Annotated in this window: 16 protein-coding genes; 8 read left to right on the forward strand and 8 right to left on the reverse strand. The window is 74.1% G+C overall.

Features of this window, described 5'->3' with window-relative positions; all coding sequences use genetic code 11:
- Positions 1–8: 8 nt before the first annotated feature.
- On the forward strand, positions 9–773 hold the full coding sequence (locus DQE82_RS13545; protein ID WP_113972861.1) for a hypothetical protein: 765 nt from the start codon (positions 9–11) through the stop codon (positions 771–773).
- Here DQE82_RS13545 and DQE82_RS13550 read toward each other — a convergent pair.
- From DQE82_RS13550 to DQE82_RS13585, 8 genes are all read right to left on the reverse strand, one after another.
- The gene (locus DQE82_RS13550) at positions 766–1,380 is read right to left on the reverse strand and encodes a bifunctional 4-hydroxy-2-oxoglutarate aldolase/2-dehydro-3-deoxy-phosphogluconate aldolase (protein ID WP_113972862.1); all 615 of its coding nucleotides are present in this window, start codon (positions 1,378–1,380) and stop codon (positions 766–768) included. The two genes, DQE82_RS13545 and DQE82_RS13550, sit on opposite strands and share 8 nt — an antisense overlap.
- Positions 1,377–2,360 carry a sugar kinase gene (locus DQE82_RS13555; protein ID WP_113972863.1) on the reverse strand — a complete coding sequence of 328 codons (984 nt, stop codon included), beginning with the start codon at positions 2,358–2,360 and terminating at the stop codon, positions 1,377–1,379. Before DQE82_RS13555 ends, DQE82_RS13550 begins: the two co-directional genes overlap by 4 nt.
- Entirely contained in the window at positions 2,357–3,199 is an 843-nt protein-coding gene (locus DQE82_RS13560; protein WP_113972864.1) for a PmoA family protein, read from the reverse strand. The genes DQE82_RS13555 and DQE82_RS13560 overlap by 4 nt, the downstream gene beginning before the upstream one ends.
- Entirely contained in the window at positions 3,196–3,804 is a 609-nt protein-coding gene (locus DQE82_RS13565; protein ID WP_113972865.1) for a hypothetical protein, read from the reverse strand. The genes DQE82_RS13560 and DQE82_RS13565 overlap by 4 nt, the downstream gene beginning before the upstream one ends.
- A complete protein-coding gene (locus DQE82_RS13570) occupies positions 3,801–4,670 on the reverse strand; it encodes a carbohydrate ABC transporter permease (protein ID WP_043323561.1) in 870 nt (289 codons plus the stop codon). Before DQE82_RS13570 ends, DQE82_RS13565 begins: the two co-directional genes overlap by 4 nt.
- The gene (locus tag DQE82_RS13575) at positions 4,667–5,647 is read right to left on the reverse strand and encodes a carbohydrate ABC transporter permease (protein WP_047892450.1); all 981 of its coding nucleotides are present in this window, start codon (positions 5,645–5,647) and stop codon (positions 4,667–4,669) included. Before DQE82_RS13575 ends, DQE82_RS13570 begins: the two co-directional genes overlap by 4 nt.
- 21 nt (positions 5,648–5,668) lie before the next feature.
- Positions 5,669–7,012, reverse strand: a complete 1,344-nt coding sequence (locus DQE82_RS13580) for an ABC transporter substrate-binding protein (protein WP_113972866.1) — start codon at positions 7,010–7,012, stop codon at positions 5,669–5,671.
- Between the two features lie 97 nt (positions 7,013–7,109).
- Entirely contained in the window at positions 7,110–8,156 is a 1,047-nt protein-coding gene (locus tag DQE82_RS13585) for a LacI family DNA-binding transcriptional regulator (protein WP_043323558.1), read from the reverse strand.
- Positions 8,157–8,397: 241 nt separating this feature from the next.
- Between DQE82_RS13585 and DQE82_RS13590 the strand changes: the two genes are divergently transcribed.
- The 7 genes from DQE82_RS13590 to DQE82_RS13620 all read left to right on the forward strand — a co-directional run bounded on the left by DQE82_RS13590 (position 8,398) and on the right by DQE82_RS13620 (position 17,215).
- Positions 8,398–9,726, forward strand: a complete 1,329-nt coding sequence (locus DQE82_RS13590) for a Gfo/Idh/MocA family protein (protein ID WP_113972867.1) — start codon at positions 8,398–8,400, stop codon at positions 9,724–9,726.
- Between the two features lie 17 nt (positions 9,727–9,743).
- Positions 9,744–11,177, forward strand: coding sequence for a glucuronate isomerase (gene uxaC / locus DQE82_RS13595; protein ID WP_113972868.1), 1,434 nt, complete (start codon positions 9,744–9,746; stop codon positions 11,175–11,177).
- Positions 11,174–12,475: an enolase C-terminal domain-like protein gene (locus DQE82_RS13600; RefSeq protein WP_113972869.1), complete on the forward strand. Its 1,302-nt coding sequence runs from the start codon at positions 11,174–11,176 to the stop codon at positions 12,473–12,475. The genes uxaC and DQE82_RS13600 overlap by 4 nt, the downstream gene beginning before the upstream one ends.
- Positions 12,466–13,950 carry a mannitol dehydrogenase family protein gene (locus DQE82_RS13605; RefSeq protein ID WP_113972870.1) on the forward strand — a complete coding sequence of 495 codons (1,485 nt, stop codon included), beginning with the start codon at positions 12,466–12,468 and terminating at the stop codon, positions 13,948–13,950. The genes DQE82_RS13600 and DQE82_RS13605 overlap by 10 nt, the downstream gene beginning before the upstream one ends.
- A gap of 25 nt (positions 13,951–13,975) precedes the next feature.
- Positions 13,976–15,142 carry a Gfo/Idh/MocA family protein gene (locus tag DQE82_RS13610; protein ID WP_113972871.1) on the forward strand — a complete coding sequence of 389 codons (1,167 nt, stop codon included), beginning with the start codon at positions 13,976–13,978 and terminating at the stop codon, positions 15,140–15,142.
- A gap of 28 nt (positions 15,143–15,170) precedes the next feature.
- Positions 15,171–16,514 carry a polysaccharide lyase family 1 protein gene (locus tag DQE82_RS13615; protein ID WP_113972872.1) on the forward strand — a complete coding sequence of 448 codons (1,344 nt, stop codon included), beginning with the start codon at positions 15,171–15,173 and terminating at the stop codon, positions 16,512–16,514.
- A gap of 281 nt (positions 16,515–16,795) precedes the next feature.
- Positions 16,796–17,215, forward strand: a complete 420-nt coding sequence (locus DQE82_RS13620; protein WP_113972873.1) for an ATP-binding protein — start codon at positions 16,796–16,798, stop codon at positions 17,213–17,215.
- The last annotated feature ends 71 nt before the right edge of the window (positions 17,216–17,286 follow it).

A 17,286-nucleotide genomic window follows, 5' to 3' on the forward strand; every position in this document is an offset into this window, starting at 1 on the left:
GACGCGGCATGGGTGAGTTGCGCAAGCCGTTCCTGCTGCTGGCGTTGCTCGCGGTGGCGCTCGTGGTCGGCGTGGAGCTGGGCGCGGCGGCGCTGACCGGCGGCGGCGACGCGAGCGGGGCGCTGCGGGACAGTGCCGGCCGGCTCGGCGTCGAGCTGGGCGACGTCGGCGCGGTGTCCGAGCCGTCCGGCCGGGGCATCGGCTACCTCGCGCTGATCGACGTGGTGGCGCTCTGGACGACCGGGCTGTTCTGCCTGAGCCTGGTGCTGCCGGACCGGGTGCAGGGCCGGGTGCAGGGCGCGGCCACGCTCGTCTTCTCGATCGTGCTGCTGCTGGTGTCGCTGGTCCTGCTGGTCGTCGCGTTCGTCGAGCTGACGGTGATGGTGTCGCTGTTCCTGGCGCCGCCGTTCGGCACGCTGGCGTACCTCGCGGTGTGGGGGTTCTTCCCGGTCGACGACGCGGCGGTGCTGCTCGGGCTGGCGCTGCTGCTCAAACTGGTCTGGGCCGGGCTGCTGCTCGCCGCCCAGCCCCGGTTCCTGCGCAACAAGGGCCTCGTCGCGCTGATGCTGACCACGCTGCTGTGCACAGTGGTGCTGCAGTTCCTGCACGGCCTGGTGCCGGTGATCCTGGTCAGCATCCTGGACGACCTGGGCGCCGTGGTGTTCGCGGTGGTGGCGCTGATCTGGGCGCTGGTGCTGCTGATCGGGTCGATCCCGGCGATCGTGAAGGCGATCCGGACCACCGCCACCACGTCCGGCCGTACCGTCAGGTGACCGCGCCGCCGGCCGCGAGCGTGGCCAGGCGCGGCAGCTGCTGCGGGTCGGTGAGCGCCGACCCGACCGCCACCACGCGCGCCCCGGCCGCGAGGAAGTCACCCGCGTTGCCGGCGTCGACACCGCCGGTGGCCACGAACCGGGCCTCCGGCAGCGGCCCGGCGACCGCCCGGAACCAGGCCGGGCCGAGGCTGACCGCCGGGAACGCCTTGAGCCACACCAGGCCGTGGTCGAGCGCCCGCTGCGCCTCGGTCGGGGTGGCCACGCCGGGCAGGTGCGGCACGCCGAGACCGGCCGCCGCGTCGGCCACCGCCAGATCCAGGCCCGGCGCCACCGTGAACGCCGCCCCGGCGGCCACCGCGTCGTGGACCTGCGCCGGGGTACGCACGGTGCCCGCGCCGACGATCCGGTCCCGCCGCCGCCCGGCCGTCACGGCGGCGCGCAGCGCCGGCACCGCTTCCGGGGTACGGATGGGCACCTCCACCACGGCGATGCCGAGATCCCAGGCCAGTTCCGCCAGCCGGACCGTCTCGTCGACAGGCAGGTCGCGCAGGATCACCATCACCCGCGCGTCGCCGAACAGTGCCTCGAAGTCGTGCCCGCTCATCTCCCACTCCCTCCCCTGACCTGCGCGGTCCACATCGTCTCCGGCAGCGCCAGCGCCCGCGCGATCGTCCCCGGATCAGGCGGCGGCGCGGTGTCGCCCGGCACGACCAGCACCGGCGCGGCGGTCAGGTGCCCCAGCCGCAGACAGGCGCGCAGGTCCAGGCCGCGCAGCAGCCCGGACAGGAACCCGGCGGCGAACGCGTCACCCGCGCCGACCGGCTCCACCACGTCCACCGGCAGCGCCGGCACGAACACCGCCGGCCCGGTACGCGGCAGCGCCGTCGCGCCGACCGGCCCGTCCTTGACCACCACCAGTTCCGGGCCGGGCAGCAGGGCACGAACGTCGGCCGGATCGTCCGCAGCCCACAGTCCGGCCGCCTCGTCCAGCCCGACCAGCACCACGTCGGCGCGGTCGGCCAGGCCGCGCAGGACCGGGGCGGCCCGGTCGGCGGGCCAGAGCGCCGGGCGGTGGTTCACGTCGAAGCTGACCCGGGCACCCGGCAGCGCGCGCCCGTCCAGCGCTGATACGAGCAGGTCACGGCAGGTGCCGGAGAGCGCCGCGGTGATCCCGGACAGGTGCAGCAGGCGTGCCCCGGCCAGCCCGGAACGCGTGAGGTCGGCGGCACCGAGGCGGCTCGCGGCCGACCCGGCGCGGTGGTAGTGCACGCGGGTGCCGTACGGCCCCGGATCCTTCAGGTAGAGCCCGGTCGGCGCGTCCGGGTCCACGGTGACCAGGCTGACGTCCACGCCCGCGGCGGCGACCTCGGCCACCACCCGCCGCCCGAACGGGTCGTCGCCGACCCGGCTCACCCACGCCGCGCGGTGCCCGAGCCGGGCCAGCCCGGCCGCCACGTTCGACTCCGCGCCGCCCACGCCGACGGTCAGCCGCGCCGCGCGCTCCAGCGACCCGCCGTCGTCAGGGGCGAGCACCACCATCGTCTCGCCCACGCAGACCACCTCCGGCCCGCCCGCCGGGCTCACGGCGTCACCCCCAGGCGGGCCGACACGTCGTCCGGGTCCAGGTGGCCGTCGGCGACCAGCACCCGGTGCCGGTTGTGCCGGGGCCGGCTGGCCGCGACCACCGTCGGGGTGTCGAACGCGTACGCGACGCAGACGCCCGGGTACATGGCGGTGCGCACGAACCACCTGTCACCCGGCCCCAGACCGGTGAACACCAGCGTGTACGCGCCACCGCCGGGCGCGGAGGCGGACAACGCCAGCCAGGGCGCGGCCGAGCCGTTCACCGCCTCCTCGCCCGCCGCCTCGGCGGTGCGCACCCGCGCTTCCCCGTCGGCCACGGCACGCCAGAAGAAGCCGCCGTAGCCGGCACCGCCCGGGCGGCCGTTCGTGGCCGGGCTGCCCAGGCGCACGTCGGCGCCGGTGGCGGAGGTGAGCGTGACGGACAGGTCCAGCCACCAGGCGTCCTCCCCGGCCGGGGTGGCGGTGATCCGCCGGTGCTCGCGCAGCAGCACCCGGCCGTGCCGGTCCCGCCATTCCAGGTCGTGGTCCAGCCGGTCGGCGGTCCGCTCCCGCCAGCCGGTGTGCGCGATGACGCCGTGGTCGTCGCGCCAGGCGTAGCCGGTGCCGCGCACGTACGTCCGGCCGCCCCACAGGTTGACGCCGTCCACGTCCTGCACGGCCAGTGACGCGCCGAGGTGCCAGACGTGGTCGGCCGGGAGCGCGTCGGTGACCGGCGTGCCGGCCCGGGTCCGCACCGGATGCAGGTACGGCCGGGGCCCGTGGCGCGGGTCCAGCTCCGGCCGGACCAGGTACCGGGCCACCTCGACACCGTCCACCACCAGCCGGGGTTCGGCGGTCACGTCGGGTCCGGGGCGGGGACCGGGCGGCGGGCGTCGAGCGCGTGCAGCGCCGCGAGGGCGTACCCGCCGAGGATCGGCACCGCGACCGGCGTGACCAGCACGCCCAGCAGCACCGCGAGGGCACAGATGCCGGAGGCGGCGGCCCACACGCCGGGGCGCTGCGGGCAGGTGCGGGCCACGTCACGCGCCGCCGTCCGCCAGCCCCGGCCGCCGCTGCGCCCGACCGCGACGGTGACCAGGCCCGCGTACCCGAGCAGGACCGCGACCACGACGGCGGTGAGCGCGAGCGCGGGCTCGCCGCCGGGAACCCGGCCGGTGGCGAGCGCGACCAGGTCGGCGGCGAGCAGCGCGACGGCGGCCAGGGCGACAGCGCTGACCGCCAGCCCGGCGGGCAGCGCGCGGCCGAACCGGGCCAGGCCGGTCCGCGCGTCGGGCCAGGAACCGGTGACCGACCTGTCGTGCAGCGCGGCACTGGCGGTGGCGAGCGCCGGGGCGAGCGTGAGCACCGGCAGCGCGGCGAGCGCCACGGCGAAGCCGAGCAGCGCCAGGTCGGTCGCCTCGCGCAGCGTGTCCCGCCAGTCGCCACGGGCAGGCACGGCGGTCATCCCTTCAGCCCGCTGGTGTTGATGCCCTCGACGAGCATCCGCTGGAAGGCCAGGAAGAACAGGAACACCGGCAGCAGCGACAGCACCGACATGGCGAACATCGGGCCGACGGCGCTCTGGCTTGTCGAGTCGATGAACAGCGTCAGCGCCACCGGGACCGTGTAGTCCTCCAGGCTGGACAGGAACACCAGTTGCCGGAAGAAGTCGTTCCAGGTCCAGATGAACGAGAAGATCGCGGTGGTGACCAGCGCCGGGCGGCTCAGCGGCAGGATGACGTGCCGGAACACGCCGTACGGGGACGCGCCGTCGATGGTGGCCGCCTCGTCCAGCTCGCGCGGGATGCCGCGCATGAACTGCACCATGAGGAAGACGAAGAACGCCTCGGTGGCCAGGAACTGCGGCACCAGCAGCGGCAGGTACGGCCAGTCGCCGCCGACCAGTCCGAGGCTGCGGAACAGGATGTACTGCGGCACGATCAGCACGTGCCCGGGCAGCAGCAGCGTGCCGATCATCACGGTGAACCACAGCTTGCGCAGCCGGAACCGCAGCCGGCCCAGGGCGTACGCGGCGAGCAGGCAGGACAGCGCGTTGCCGACGACGGTGAGCGCGCTGACCACTGCGCTGTTGAGGAAGAACCGGCCGAAGCTGATGTCGAAGTTGGTCCAGCCGTCGACGTAGTTGCCGGGGGTGAACACCTCCGGCAGCAGGCCGACGTTGTTGACGATCTCGGCCTGCGACTTGACCGACGTGCCGAGCATCCAGAACAGCGGGTAGAGCACCACCGCGACGATCGCCACGAGCACGACCAGCCGCAGGACGTTGCGGCCGCTGCCCGGCCGGCGGCGGGCGACAGGAAGCGCCGTCATGAGTCGTCTCCGTCCGAGTAGTGCACCCAGAACCGGCCGGTGCTGAAGAAGACGGCGGTGACCACGCCGATCGCCACCAGGAACACCCACGCCATCGCCGACGCGTAGCCCATCTCCAGGTCGGTGAAGCCGGAGATGTAGAGCTTCAGCGTGTACATCAGGGTGGAGTCGACCGGGCCGCCGGTGCCGTTGCTGAGCACGAACGCGGCGGTGAAGCCCTGGAAGCCGTTGATGGTCTCCAGCACCAGGTTGAAGAAGATCACCGGGGAGAGCATGGGCAGGGTGACCGCGCGGAAGCGCCGCCACGCCCCGGCGCCGTCCACCGCCGCCGCCTCGTACAGCTCGGTGGGCACCTGCTTGAGCCCGGCCAGGAAGATCACCATGGGCGCGCCGAACTGCCAGATGGCCAGCACCATCAGCGTCTCCAGCGCCCAGTCCGGGTCGCTGACCCAGGGCAGCCCCTCGACGCCGAACAGGGCGAGGAACGAGTTGAACGCGCCGTCCCGGTTGAACATGTTGACCCAGACGATGGCCAGCGCGACGCTGCCGCCGAGCAGCGACGGCAGGTAGAACAGGCTGCGGAACAGCCCGACGCCGCGCCAGGCCCGGTTGAGCAGCAGCGCCACGCCGAGCGCGGCGGCCAGCTTCAGCGGCACCGCGATCAGCGCGAACGTCAGCGTGACCCGCACCGCGTGCCAGTACGACGGGTCGGCGGTGAACATCCGCTCGTAGTTGGCCAGCCCCACCCACCGCACCTCGGACAGCGGCGTGAGGATGTCGTAGTCGGTGAAGCTCAGCCAGAGCGACAGCAGCATCGGGATCGCCGTGACGCCCATCAGTCCGATGAGCCAGGGCGAGAGGAAGACGTACCCCGCCAGGCCCTCGCCGAGCCGGGCCCGGCCAGCCCGACGCCGCGTGGGGCGGGGGCCGGCCGGTCCGGTGCGCGGGGTCCGGCCGGGCGCCGTGGTGAGAGCCACGGGACCGGTCCTTTCGTGTGGTCAGGCGATCGCGGACTTGCAGGCGGTGACGAACTGCTCCGCCGCCTGAGCCGGGGTGGCGCGGCCGTACTGCGCGTTCTCGGCGGCCTTGACCAGCTCGGACTTGACCTTGCTGTGCCCCTTGATCGGCACCTGGGGCGAGGCGCCGAACTTCTGCGCCAGGTCGGACTCGACCTGGATGGACTGCTTCATGGCCGGGTCGGTGGCGGTCTCGCTGACCTTGGCGCGCAGATCCATGTTCGACGGCAGACCACGGTCGGTGCCGAGCAGCGCGACCGCCTCCGGGTCGTTGTTCAGGAAGTTGATCACGTCGACGGCGACGTCCTTGTGCTTGCTGCCCTTGAACACCGACCAGTACATCGAGGCGCGCGCCCACTGCCCGCTCGGGTCACCCGGGTACGCGACCACGCCCAGCTCGTCCTTGGTGTTCTTCTTCAGGTCCGGCATCTGGTTGACCCAGACCCAGGAGGTGGCCGACTTGCCGGTGACCACCAGTTGCTTGGTGATGTCGCTGGAGTTGCCCTCGTGGATGACGTCAGGCTTCGGGGTGGCGCCCCGGTCCCGCGCGCCCTTCCACAGCTCGAACCACTTCGTCACGTCCTCGGCGGTGAAGCCGAGCTCCTTGCCGTTGTACAGGTCCTTGCCCTGCTGGCGCAGCCACACCCAGAGCGCCTTGTAGTCGGCGCTCGGGTCCTGGGTGCCGGGCACCTTCGTCTTCTTCGCCACCTGCTCGGCCCAGGCGATGTGCTCCTCCCAGCTCATCCCGGTGGTCGGCTCGGGCAGCCCGTTCTTTTGCAGCAGCGTCTTGTTGTAGACCAGGCCCTGGGTGTTCTCCCCGGCGGCCACCCCGGCGAGCTTGCCGTCGACCACGCCGTACTCCAGCAGGCTCTTGGGGAACTTCGACACGTCGAGCTTGCCGGAGTCCTGGTAGCTGCCCAGGTCGAGCGTGGTGCTGCGGCCGGCGTACTCGGCCAGGTAGTTGTCGTCGATCTGGAACAGGTCCGGCGGGTTGCCGCCGGCGGTGAGCGTGGCGAGCTTGTCGAAGTAGCCCTGGTTGGCCTGCCAGGTCTTCTCGAACGTCACGTCGGGGTGCTTCTTGGTGTAGAGGGCCAGGGCGTCCTCGGTGAGCTTGGCCCGGGCCTCACCGCCCCACCAGAAGACGGAGAGTTTGACCGGGCCGCCGTCGCCGCCGGCGTCGTCGTCGCCGCAGCCGGCCGCGCCCAGGGCGAGGGGCACGGCGAGCGCGACGGCGGCCAGGCCGCGCACGAGTCGGCGTCGGGTCACAGGGGTACGGTGATGCCGCCCGGCGGGTGCGCCGGCGGTGGGGGACGTTGCGGGGTGCATCTGCGCTCACTCCTCGGCTGTGGGAGGCGACGACGTCACCGGCGGCCGTCCACGGGCCGCCCGGGTCCGCAGTGCTGTGCGGGCCCGGGCCACCTGCTCAGGCCCCGGTGCCGTCCCGGCCGGGCGCGGGGACGGGCCCGGTCGAGTCGCGGACGACCAGTTCGGTCTGGAGCATTACCTGTGCGGTGGTGCGACGGTCGCCGGCCGCCGCGCCCCGGCCCCGGGCGCCGCGTGGCGCGTCGGAGTCGAGTTGCAGCAGCATGTCGACGGCCGTCCGGCCGGCGGCCGCGGTCGGCGTGGCCACCGTCGTCAACTTGGGGCGGGTGAGCCGGCTCAGCGCGATGTCGTCGACGCCGACCACGCTCACGTCGTGCGGCACCCGCGTCCCGAGCGCGTCCAGCCCTTCGATCAGGCCGATCGCCATCAGGTCGTTGTAGGCCAGCACGGCGGTGACGCCGCTGCGGCGTACCTGTTCGGCCAGGGCGCCGCCGCCGGTCTCGGTGGGCTGGTTGGGTCCGAGGACGGTCAGCTCCGCTGAGCCGCTGCGGGCGGCGGCGGTAGCGGCGCGGCGCATCTCCCGGGCGGTCCACGAGCCGCGTGGGCCGCCGAGCAGCGCGATCCGGCGGTGGCCGAGCCCGAGCAGGTGCTCGATCGCGGCCCGGGCGCCCTGCCCGACGTCCATCATCACGCAGGGCAGGCCGGCGACCTGGCGGTTTATCACCACCACCGGGACCTCGCGGCTGACCTGCTCGATCAGGCTGTTGCTCATCCGGGGGCTGCACAGCAGCACGCCGTCGACCTGCTTGGCCAGCGCGTGGACCAGGTCCTCCTCGGCGACCGGGTCCTCGTTGGTGTCGGCGACGAACACGTGGTAGTCGCGGTGCCGGGCCTGCCCCTCCGCCGCCTTGATCAGCGGCGGGAAGAACGGGTTGGCGATGTCGGCCACGATCAGGCCGATGTTGTGCGTACGGCCGGTGATGAGGGCCCGGGCGGCCCGGTTGGGCCGGTAGCCGAGGTCCTCCGCGCAGGCCAGCACCCGGACCCGGGTCTCCGGGTTGACCAGGTGCGGGGCCGAGAACGTCCGGGACACGGTGGAGATGTGCACACCGGAGGCGCGGGCGACGTCCCGGATGGTGGCTGGCACGGCGGGCTCCCTCGTCCGATGTGGTGGGGGTCACGGGTGCCGCCCATTAATGCAAACGGTTGCGCCCGTGTCAACGGTCCATTGTTGCGGCTCGATTGCGGCGACGGTGCCGCTGGGCGCGCGAAACCTCATCAATGCGGATGGATAGGGCGGCTTGACCGCCATCCGTTGACGACGTATCCATCGTCGTGGTTTCTTCGGCTGCAAACCTTTGCAGCCGACTGCCGGGGAGGCCGACGTCATGTCACCACCGGCCCGGGAACGGGTCCGCCACACCCTGGTCGGCGCCGGGGCGCGCGCCGAGATGTTCGTCCGCGCCCTGGCGCTCGACCACGCCGACACCGCCGAGCTGGTCGCGTTCGCCGACGTCAACCAGAGGAGGATGGACGCGCACAACCGCTGGCTGGCCGAGCTGGGCCGGTCGCCGGTGCCCACGTACGCCGCCGCCGACTTCACCACCATGCTCGTCAAGGAGCGCGTCGACGTGGCGCTGGTGACCAGCGTGGACGCTACCCACGACGAGTACGTGACGGCGGCGCTGCGCGCCGGCTGCGACGTGATCGTCGAGAAGCCCATGACGGTCGACGCGGAACGGTGCCGGCGCATCCTGGACGCGGTCGCCGAGACCGGCCGCCGCGTCACAGTCGCGTTCAACTACCGCTACAACCCGCTGCACGAGCAGGTCCGGCGGCTGCTCGCCGACGGCGCGGTGGGCGAGATCGGGTCGGTGCACTTCGAGTGGCTGCTCGACGTGCGCCACGGCGCCGACTACTTCCGCCGCTGGCACCGCGACAAGTCCGTCTCCGGCGGGCTGCTGGTGCACAAGTCCGGCCACCACTTCGACCTGGTCAACTGGTGGCTGGACGCGCGCCCGGTCGAGGTGCACGCGTACGGCAGGTTGTTCTTCTACGGCGCCCACGGCCGCCGGCACGGCTACGCCCGCGACTACGACCGGGCGCACGGCTCCCCCGCCGCCGACGGCGACCCGTTCGCGCTGCGCCTGGCCGACCACCCGCGACTGCGCGAGCTGTACCTCGACGCCGAGGCCGAGGACGGCTACCACCGCGACCGCAACGTCTTCGCCCCCGGCGTGACCATCGAGGACGACCTCGCGGTGCTCGCCCGCTACGACACCGGCGCGACCATGACCTACCACCTGACCGCGTACGCCCCCTGGGAGGGCTACCGGGTGATGGTCAACGGCAGCCGGGGCCGCCTGGAGCTGGAGGTGACCGAGAGCGACCACGTCAGCCCGTCCGTCGCCGGTGCACTGAAGGGCGCGGCGCTGCACGGCGACGAGGCCGCCGTCGAGCGGGGCGCGGCCCGGCTCACGCTGCGCCCGTTCTGGGCGCCGCCGGTCCAGATCCCGGTCGAGGGCTGGACCCGGCGCGGGCACGGCGGCGCGGACACCCGGATGACCCGGGTGCTGCTCGGCGGCGAACCCGACCCGCTCGGCCGGGCCGCCACCGCCCGCGACGGCGCGCTCGCGCTGCTCACCGGCCTGGCCGCCAACCGCTCGCTGGAGACCGGCGCCCCCACCCGCGTCGCCGACCTGCTCACCCTGCCCTGACCGAGGAGCCCGCCCCCGTGCCGATCATCTCCCCCAGCGATCTGCTGCTGCCCGCCGAGCCTGGCCTGCGTGCCCTGGCCCGCGAGCTGTACGCGCTCGCCGCGCAGCAGCCGATCATCTCCCCGCACGGGCACGTCGACCCCGGGCTGCTGGCCGACGACCAGCCGTTCCCCGACCCGGCCCGGCTGCTCGTCGTACCCGACCACTACCTGACCCGGATGCTGCTCAGCCAGGGCGTACCCCCGGCCGACCTGGGCGTGCCCAGCGTCGACGGCAGCCCGGTGGAGACCGACGGGCGGACCATCTGGCGGCGATTCGCCGCGCACTGGCACCTGTTCCGCGGCACCCCGTCCCGCCTGTGGCTGGAGCAGACGTTCCGCAACGTGTTCGACGTCGACACGCCGCTGGGCCCGGCCACCGCCGACACCGTCTACGACGCGCTCGCGGCGCGCCTGGCCGAACCGGGGTTCCGTCCCCGGGCGCTGTTCGAGCGCTTCGGCATCGAGGTGCTCGCCACCACCGAGTCGCCGCTGGACGACCTGGGCCGGCACGCCAAGCTCGCCGCCGACGGCTGGGGCGGGCCGGGCGGGCGGGTGGTCACCACGTTCCGCCCCGACGACGTGGTGGACATGGAGTTCGGCAACTGGGCGGCAAACGTGGACCGGCTCGCCGAGGTCTCCGGCGAGGACACCGGCACGTACGCCGGATACCTGGCCGCGCTGCGGGCCCGGCGGGAGGCGTTCGCCGCCGCCGGGGCCACCTCCACCGACCACGGGCACCCGACCGCCCGTACCCTCGATCTCAGTCCGGCGCAGGCCGCGGCCCTGTTCGACAGGGGCCGGCGCGGCCTGGCCGACACGGGCGACGCGGAGGCGTTCCGGGCGCACATGCTGCTGGAGTTCGCCCGGATGTCGCTCGACGACGGCCTGGTCATGCAGCTGCACCCCGGTGCGGTGCGCAACCACAACCGGTGGCTGCACGCCCGGCACGGCCGCGACGTGGGCGGGGACGTGCCGCAGGCCACCGAGTACGTGCACGCTCTCGCGCCGCTGCTGGACGCGCACGGCAACGACCCGCGGCTCACAGTGGTGCTCTACACGCTCGACGAGGACACGTTCACCAGGGAACTCGCCCCCCTGGCCGGCGGCTACGCGGCGCTGCGCCTCGGCGCGCCCTGGTGGTTCCTGGACTCCCCCGAGGTGCTGCGCCGGTTCCGCGAGGCGGTCACCGAGACGGCCGGCTTCTACAACACCGCCGGGTTCGTCGACGACACCCGCGCGTTCTGCTCCATCCCGGTACGCCACGACGTGGCCCGCCGGGTCGACGCCGGATTCCTCGCCCGCCTCGTCGCCGAGCACCGGATGACCGGGGACGAGGCCGCCGAGACGATCGTCGACCTGGCGTACCGGCTGCCGAAGCAGGTCTTCAAGTTCGGAGGTGGGCCGTCATGACCACAATCGTCGACGTCGAGGTGCACGACGTGCGCTTCCCCACCGCCGCCAGCGGCGACGGGTCGGACGCGATAAACCGGGGCGACTACTCGGCCACGTACGTGGAGCTGACCACCGACGGCGGGCCGACCGGCACCGGGTTCACGTTCACCAACGGGCGGGGCAACGAGATCACCTGCGCGGCGGTCCGCGCGCTCGCCCACCACGTACGCGGACGCACCGTCGCCGAGATCGCCGCCGAACCCGTCGCGTTCTGGCGCTCCCTGGCCGCCGACGTGCAACTGCGCTGGCTGGGCCCGGAGAAGGGCGTGATCCACATGGCCACCGGCGCGCTCGTCAACGCGGTCTGGGACCTGCGCGCCAAGCTCGCCGGCAAGCCGATGTGGCGCCTCCTCGCCGAGATGCCCACCGACGAGCTGGTCGCGACTGTCGACTTCCACCACATCACCGACGCGCTCACCCCGGACGAGGCGGCGGCCATCCTCGACAAGGGACGCGACGGCCTGGCCGACCGGCTCGCCGGGCTGGAACGCGACGGGTTCCCCTCGTACACCACGTCGGTGGGCTGGCTCGGCTACCCGGACGAGCAGGTGCGCGCGCTGACCCGCGACGCGTACGCCGCCGGGTGGCGCGCGATGAAGATGAAGGTCGGCGGGCGGATCGAGGACGACCTGCGGCGGGCCCGGATCATCAGGGCCGAGATCGGCCCGGACGCGCTGCTGATGATGGACGCCAACCAGGTGTGGGACGTGGACGAGGCGATCGCCGCGATGGGCGTGCTCGCCGAGGTCGACCCGTACTGGATCGAGGAGCCCACGCACGCCGACGACGTGCTCGGCCACGCCCGGATCGCCCGCGCGGTCACCGAGCTGACCGGCGGACGCTGCCGGGTCGCCACCGGCGAGGTCGCCGCCAACAAGGTCATCTTCAAGCAGCTGCTCCAGGCCGAGGCGATCGGCGTGATGCAGATCGACGCCTGCCGCGTCGGCGGCGTGGACGAGGTGCTCGCCGAGCTGCTGCTGGCGGCGAAGTTCGGCGTGCCGGTCTGCCCGCACGCGGGCGGCGTGGGCCTGTGCGAGTACGTGCAGCACCTCGCGATCTTCGACCACCTGCGGGTCGGCACGAGCCTGGACGGCCGCATGGTCGAGTACGTCGATCACCTGCACGAGCACTTCACCGACCCGGTCCGCACCCGGGGCGGGCGCTACCTGCTGCCCACCGCTCCCGGCTACAGCGCCACCATGCGCCCGGAGTCGATCGCGCGGTTCCGCTTCCCGGACGGCCCGGCATGGCGCTGACCCCCGACCGGCTCGGCCTGGCCACGCTGCGCCACCTGCCGCCGGAGTCCCGGCCGCTGCTGCGCCCCGGCACCGTGCCGGCCGGCATCGTCCACCTCGGCGTCGGCGCGTTCCACCGCGCCCACCAGGCGGTGCACACCGAGGCGGCGGTCGGCGCGGCCGGCGGCGACTGGGGCATCATCGGCGTCGCGCCGCGCAGCACCGACGTGGTCGACGCCCTGGCCGCGCAGGACTGCCTGTTCAGCGTCACCACGCTCGCCCCCGACGCCGCGGCCACCCGGGTGGTCGGCGCGCTCGCCGGGGTACGGCACGCCGCGAGTGACCCGGACGCGGTGGTCGGCCTGCTCGCCGACCCGGCGATCCGGGTGGTCACGCTGACGGTGACCGAGAAGGCGTACCGGCTGGACCCGGTGACCGCAGCGCTCACAGTGGACGCGGACCTGACCGCCGACCTCACCACCGGCCGTCCCCCGCGTACCGTGCCCGGTCTGCTGGTGCGCGGGCTGCTCGCCCGCGCCGCCGCCGACGCCGGGCCGATCGCGCTGGTGAGCTGCGACAACCTGCCCGCCAACGGACGCCGTCTGCGCGGGCTGGTGGAGCAGTGCCTCGCGCTGGCCCGGGTGCCGGACGCGAGCGCCGAACGGGTGCTCACCGCCGTCACCTGCCCCGGCACCATGGTCGACCGGATCGTGCCGGCCGCCACCGACGAGACCCGGGACACCGCGCGCCGGGCGCTGGGCGTGACCGACCTGGCGGCGATCGCCGCCGAACCGTGGTCGCAGTGGGTGATCGAGGACGACTTCCCCGGCGGCCGCCCGGCCTGGGAGCGGTCCGGCGCGGTGCTCACCGACGACGCCGGCCCGTGGGAGCGGCTGAAACTGCGGGCGCTCAACGGCGTGCACTCGGCCACCGCGTACCTGGGCGCGCTCGCCGGCGCGGAGACGGTGGCCGAGGCGCTGACGCTGCCGCACCTGGAGGCGGTGCTGCGGCGGCTGGTCGCCGAGGACATCACGCCGAGCTTCACCCCGCCGGCCGGCGTCGACGTGACCGCCTACGGCGAGCAGGTGCTCGCCCGCTTCGCCAACCCCGCGATCCGGTACCGGACGACGCAGGTCGCCATGGACGGCTCGCAGAAGCTGCCGCAGCGGGTGCTGCACACCGTCGCCGACCTGCGGGCGGCCGGCCGGTCGGCGCGGTGGAGCGCGCTCGTGGTGGCGGCCTGGCTGCGGTTCCTGCTCGGGTACGCCGACGACGGCCGGCCGCTGCCGCTGGACGACCCGCTCGCCGACCGGCTGCGCGCCGCCCTCGCCGCCGGAGCGCACACCCCGGCCGGGGTGGTGGACGCGGTCTTCGCGCTGCGCGAGGTGTTCCCGCCCGACCTGGCCGCCGACGACGAGTTCCGCGCCGACGTGACCGGCTGGCTCACCGCGCTGGAACGCCACGGCGTCCGGGCCACGCTGGCGGACGCCCGGTGACCGGGAGCACGCCGGGCGGCGCCCGGTGAGCGCCGGCGGGCCGCCACGGGTGGCGTTGATCGGGGCGAACGGGCACGGCCGCTGGCACCGCCGGACCATCGCGGAACTGCACGCGGCCGGGCGGGCGCAACTGGTCGCGCTGGTCGACGTGCGGCCGCTGGAGGCCGAACCGGACGCGCCGGTCCCGCCGGAGGCGGCCGTTTTCACCGACCACCGGGCCATGCTCGCCGAGTCCCGGCCCGACGTGGTGGTGATCTGCACGCCGCCGCACACCCACCTGCCGATCGCACTCGACGCGCTCGCCGCCGGGGCGGACCTGCTGCTGGAGAAGCCGCCGGTGCTCGACCTCGCCGAACACCTGACGCTCACCGCCGCCGCGGACGCCGCCGGCCGGGCCGTGCAGGTCAACTTCCAGGCGCTCGGCTCGGCCGCGCTGACCGAACTGACCGGCGCGCTCGGGCGGCTCGGCCCGGTCACCGGCATCGCCACACTCGCCGCCTGGCAACGCCCGGACGCCTACTACGCCCGCTCCCCCTGGGCCGGGCGACGCACCGTCGACGGCCGCCCGGCGCTGGACGGAGCGCTCGCCAACCCGCTCGCCCACGCGCTCATGCAGTGCCTCGCCGTCGCAGAATCGGTCACCGGCGCACCCGTCCGCCCCGCCCGGATCGCCGTGGAGCGCTACCGGGTGCGCCCGATCGAGGTGGACGACACCACAGTGCTGCGGCTGACCCCGCACGCCGGGCCGCCCGTGCTGGCCGCGCTCACCCTCGCCGCCGAGGAACACGTACCCGGGGAGGTGCTGGTCACCGGCGAGCGGGGCCGGGCGGTGCTGGAGTACCCCACCGACCGGCTGCGGCTACCCGGCGACGACACGCCACGCCCGGTGCCCGGCCGCCGCGGGCTGCTGGCGAACCTGCTCGACCACCGCGCGGACGGCACGCCGCTGATCGCGCCGCTGGCGCGTACCGAACCGTTCACCGCGGTGCTGGACGCGCTGCGGGACGCGCCCGTTCCGACGCTGCTCGACGGGGACCTGGTGCGCGTGGCGGGCGACGGCCCGCAGCGGGTGCGGATGGTGCGGGGCGTCGGCGCGGTGCTGCGGACCGCCGCGCAGACCGGCGCGCTGCCGTCCGAGGCGGACGTGCCGTGGGCGGTCACGCCGTACGTGGTGGACCTGCCCGCGCAGTGAATGTCCCTCCAGGAGAACGGAACGAGTCATGCGTACCCGAACCGCAGTCGTCGCGGCGCTGACCGCCGCGCTCGTCCTCACCACCGCCGCGCCCGCGCCGGCCGCACCTGGTGAGCCGTCCCGGGCCGCCGAGCTGATCGGCCGCCAGGCCCTCGCCGCGAACGACGGCTGGGCCGCCGCCGGCACCGGCACCACCGGCGGGTCGGCCGCCACGCCGGAGCGGGTGCGCGTCGTGCGTACCCGGGCCGAGCTGGTCGCCGCGCTCGGCGGCGACAACGCCACGAACGCCACCGACGCCACCTCCAAGATTGTGTACGTGGCCGGAACCGTCGACGGTTTCGAAGGCCCGGACGGCACGCCGCTGGACTGCGCCGACCTGGCCGACCCGGAGTACTCGCTGCAGGCCTACCTGGCCGCGTACGACCCGGCGACCTGGGGGCGGACGAACCCGAGCGGGCCGCTGGAGGCCGCCCGGGTGCGGTCGGTGGCCAACCAGACCCGGCTGACCCAGATCAACGTCGGCTCCAACACCACGATCATCGGGCTGCGCGGCGCCCGGCTCACCGGCCTGACGCTGATGATCGACCGGGTCGACAACGTGATCGTGCGCAACATCGAATTCGTCGACGCCCGGGACTGCTTCCCCGCCTGGTCCCCCACCGACGGCGACACCGGCAACTGGAACTCCCAGTACGACCAGATCTCGGTGCGGCGCAGCGAACACGTCTGGATCGACCACAACACGTTCACCGACGGCGACAACCCGGACAGCACGCAGCCCGTCTTCTTCGGCCGGCCCTGGCAGGTGCACGACGGCTCGCTGGACGTCACGCACACCGCCAGCCTGGTCACCGTCTCCTGGAACCGGTTCACCGGCCGGGACAAGGTGATGCTGATCGGCTCGTCCAACACCGTCGGGCCGGACGTGGGCCGGCTCGCCGTCACCGTGCGGCACAACCTGTTCGACGGCACGCTGCAACGGCTGCCCCGGGTACGGTTCGGCCAGGTCGACGTGCACGAGAACCACTACCGGCTCGGCGGGCCCGGCTTCGAGTACGCCCTCGGCGTCGGCGTGCAGTCCGCGCTGTACGCGGAGAACAACTTCTTCACGCTCACCGGCGACGCCGGCCCCGCAGACCTGCTGTACGACTGGGGCGGCACCGCGCTCACCGAGCGCGGCAGCTGGGTGCGCCAGGGCGACCGCCTGCCCCGGCCGGTGAGCCTGCTCGCCGCGTACAACGCCGCCCACGACCCGGACCTCGGCGGCGACGCCGGGTGGACGCCGACGCTGCGCGCCGCCCGGCCGCTGCCGGCCCCGCTGGTCCCGCTCGCCGTCGACGCCTTCGCCGGCGCCGGGCGGCTGCCGCTCTGACCTGCGCCCGAGCCCGCACGCGTACCGCCTCGACGCCGCCGGCGTGACCGTCCGCTCATCCCGCGCCGGCGTCCCCTCCGGGGGCGCCGGCCCGCCGCCGTTGCCGCCCTGCCGGGCCGCCGGCTGACACGCCGCCCCCGATGCGCAATGATCACGTTTGACGGACAGCGCCGCCGGGGGAATGAATCGGCGGTCACCGGGGACAACAGGGTGAGAATCGGGCGGTGACAGCGCGAGTGGGCGCCCAGGTCCGGGGACGGGCACGGGACGGAGGGCCGGACGTGACGGGTGGGACATCCGGCGACGTCGGCCCGGTCCTCACCATCGAGCTGCCGGCCGACCCGGGCCGGCTCGCCGCCACCCGCGAGCGGCTACGCGGCTGGCTGCACGCCCGGGGCGTCAGCGAGTGGGACGTCGAAACCGTCCTCATCGCCACCGGCGAGGCGTGCGCCAACGCCATCGAGCACGGGTACCGCTTCGCACCGGAGGGGATCACCACGCTGCGGGCCGAGCTGCGCGGCGACCGGTTGGAGATCGAGGTACGCGACCAGGGCGGCTGGCGGCCAGCCGACGGCGACGAGAGCGGCGACCGGGGACGCGGGCGGCTGATCATGGCGCGGGTGATGGACGAGGCAACAATCGTCGGCACGCCCGAGGGCACCTGCGTACGCCTGGTCAAGCGCCTCACCCCCGGCGGCTGACGCAAACCCCCTCCTCCCAGCTCAGGCAGGGGTTAGCCTCGGCCCGGAGACCAAGTGAGCGTCGCTCGCCT

The sequence above is a fragment of the Micromonospora sp. LHW51205 genome, assembly GCF_003315815.1.
Taxonomy (GTDB): Bacteria; Actinomycetota; Actinomycetes; order Mycobacteriales; family Micromonosporaceae; genus Micromonospora; species Micromonospora chalcea.

Coding starts and splice junctions, on each gene's coding strand:
- DQE82_RS13605 (WP_113972870.1), top strand. CDS start 12,466: ATGGCGCTGACCCCCGACCGGCTCGGCCTGGCCACGCTGCGCCACCTG.
- DQE82_RS13570 (WP_043323561.1), bottom strand. CDS start 4,670: ATGACGGCGCTTCCTGTCGCCCGCCGCCGGCCGGGCAGCGGCCGCAAC.
- DQE82_RS13545 (WP_113972861.1), top strand. CDS start 9: ATGGGTGAGTTGCGCAAGCCGTTCCTGCTGCTGGCGTTGCTCGCGGTG.
- DQE82_RS13600 (WP_113972869.1), top strand. CDS start 11,174: ATGACCACAATCGTCGACGTCGAGGTGCACGACGTGCGCTTCCCCACC.
- DQE82_RS13615 (WP_113972872.1), top strand. CDS start 15,171: ATGCGTACCCGAACCGCAGTCGTCGCGGCGCTGACCGCCGCGCTCGTC.
- DQE82_RS13565 (WP_113972865.1), bottom strand. CDS start 3,804: ATGACCGCCGTGCCTGCCCGTGGCGACTGGCGGGACACGCTGCGCGAG.
- DQE82_RS13580 (WP_113972866.1), bottom strand. CDS start 7,012: ATGCACCCCGCAACGTCCCCCACCGCCGGCGCACCCGCCGGGCGGCAT.
- DQE82_RS13590 (WP_113972867.1), top strand. CDS start 8,398: ATGTCACCACCGGCCCGGGAACGGGTCCGCCACACCCTGGTCGGCGCC.
- DQE82_RS13550 (WP_113972862.1), bottom strand. CDS start 1,380: ATGAGCGGGCACGACTTCGAGGCACTGTTCGGCGACGCGCGGGTGATG.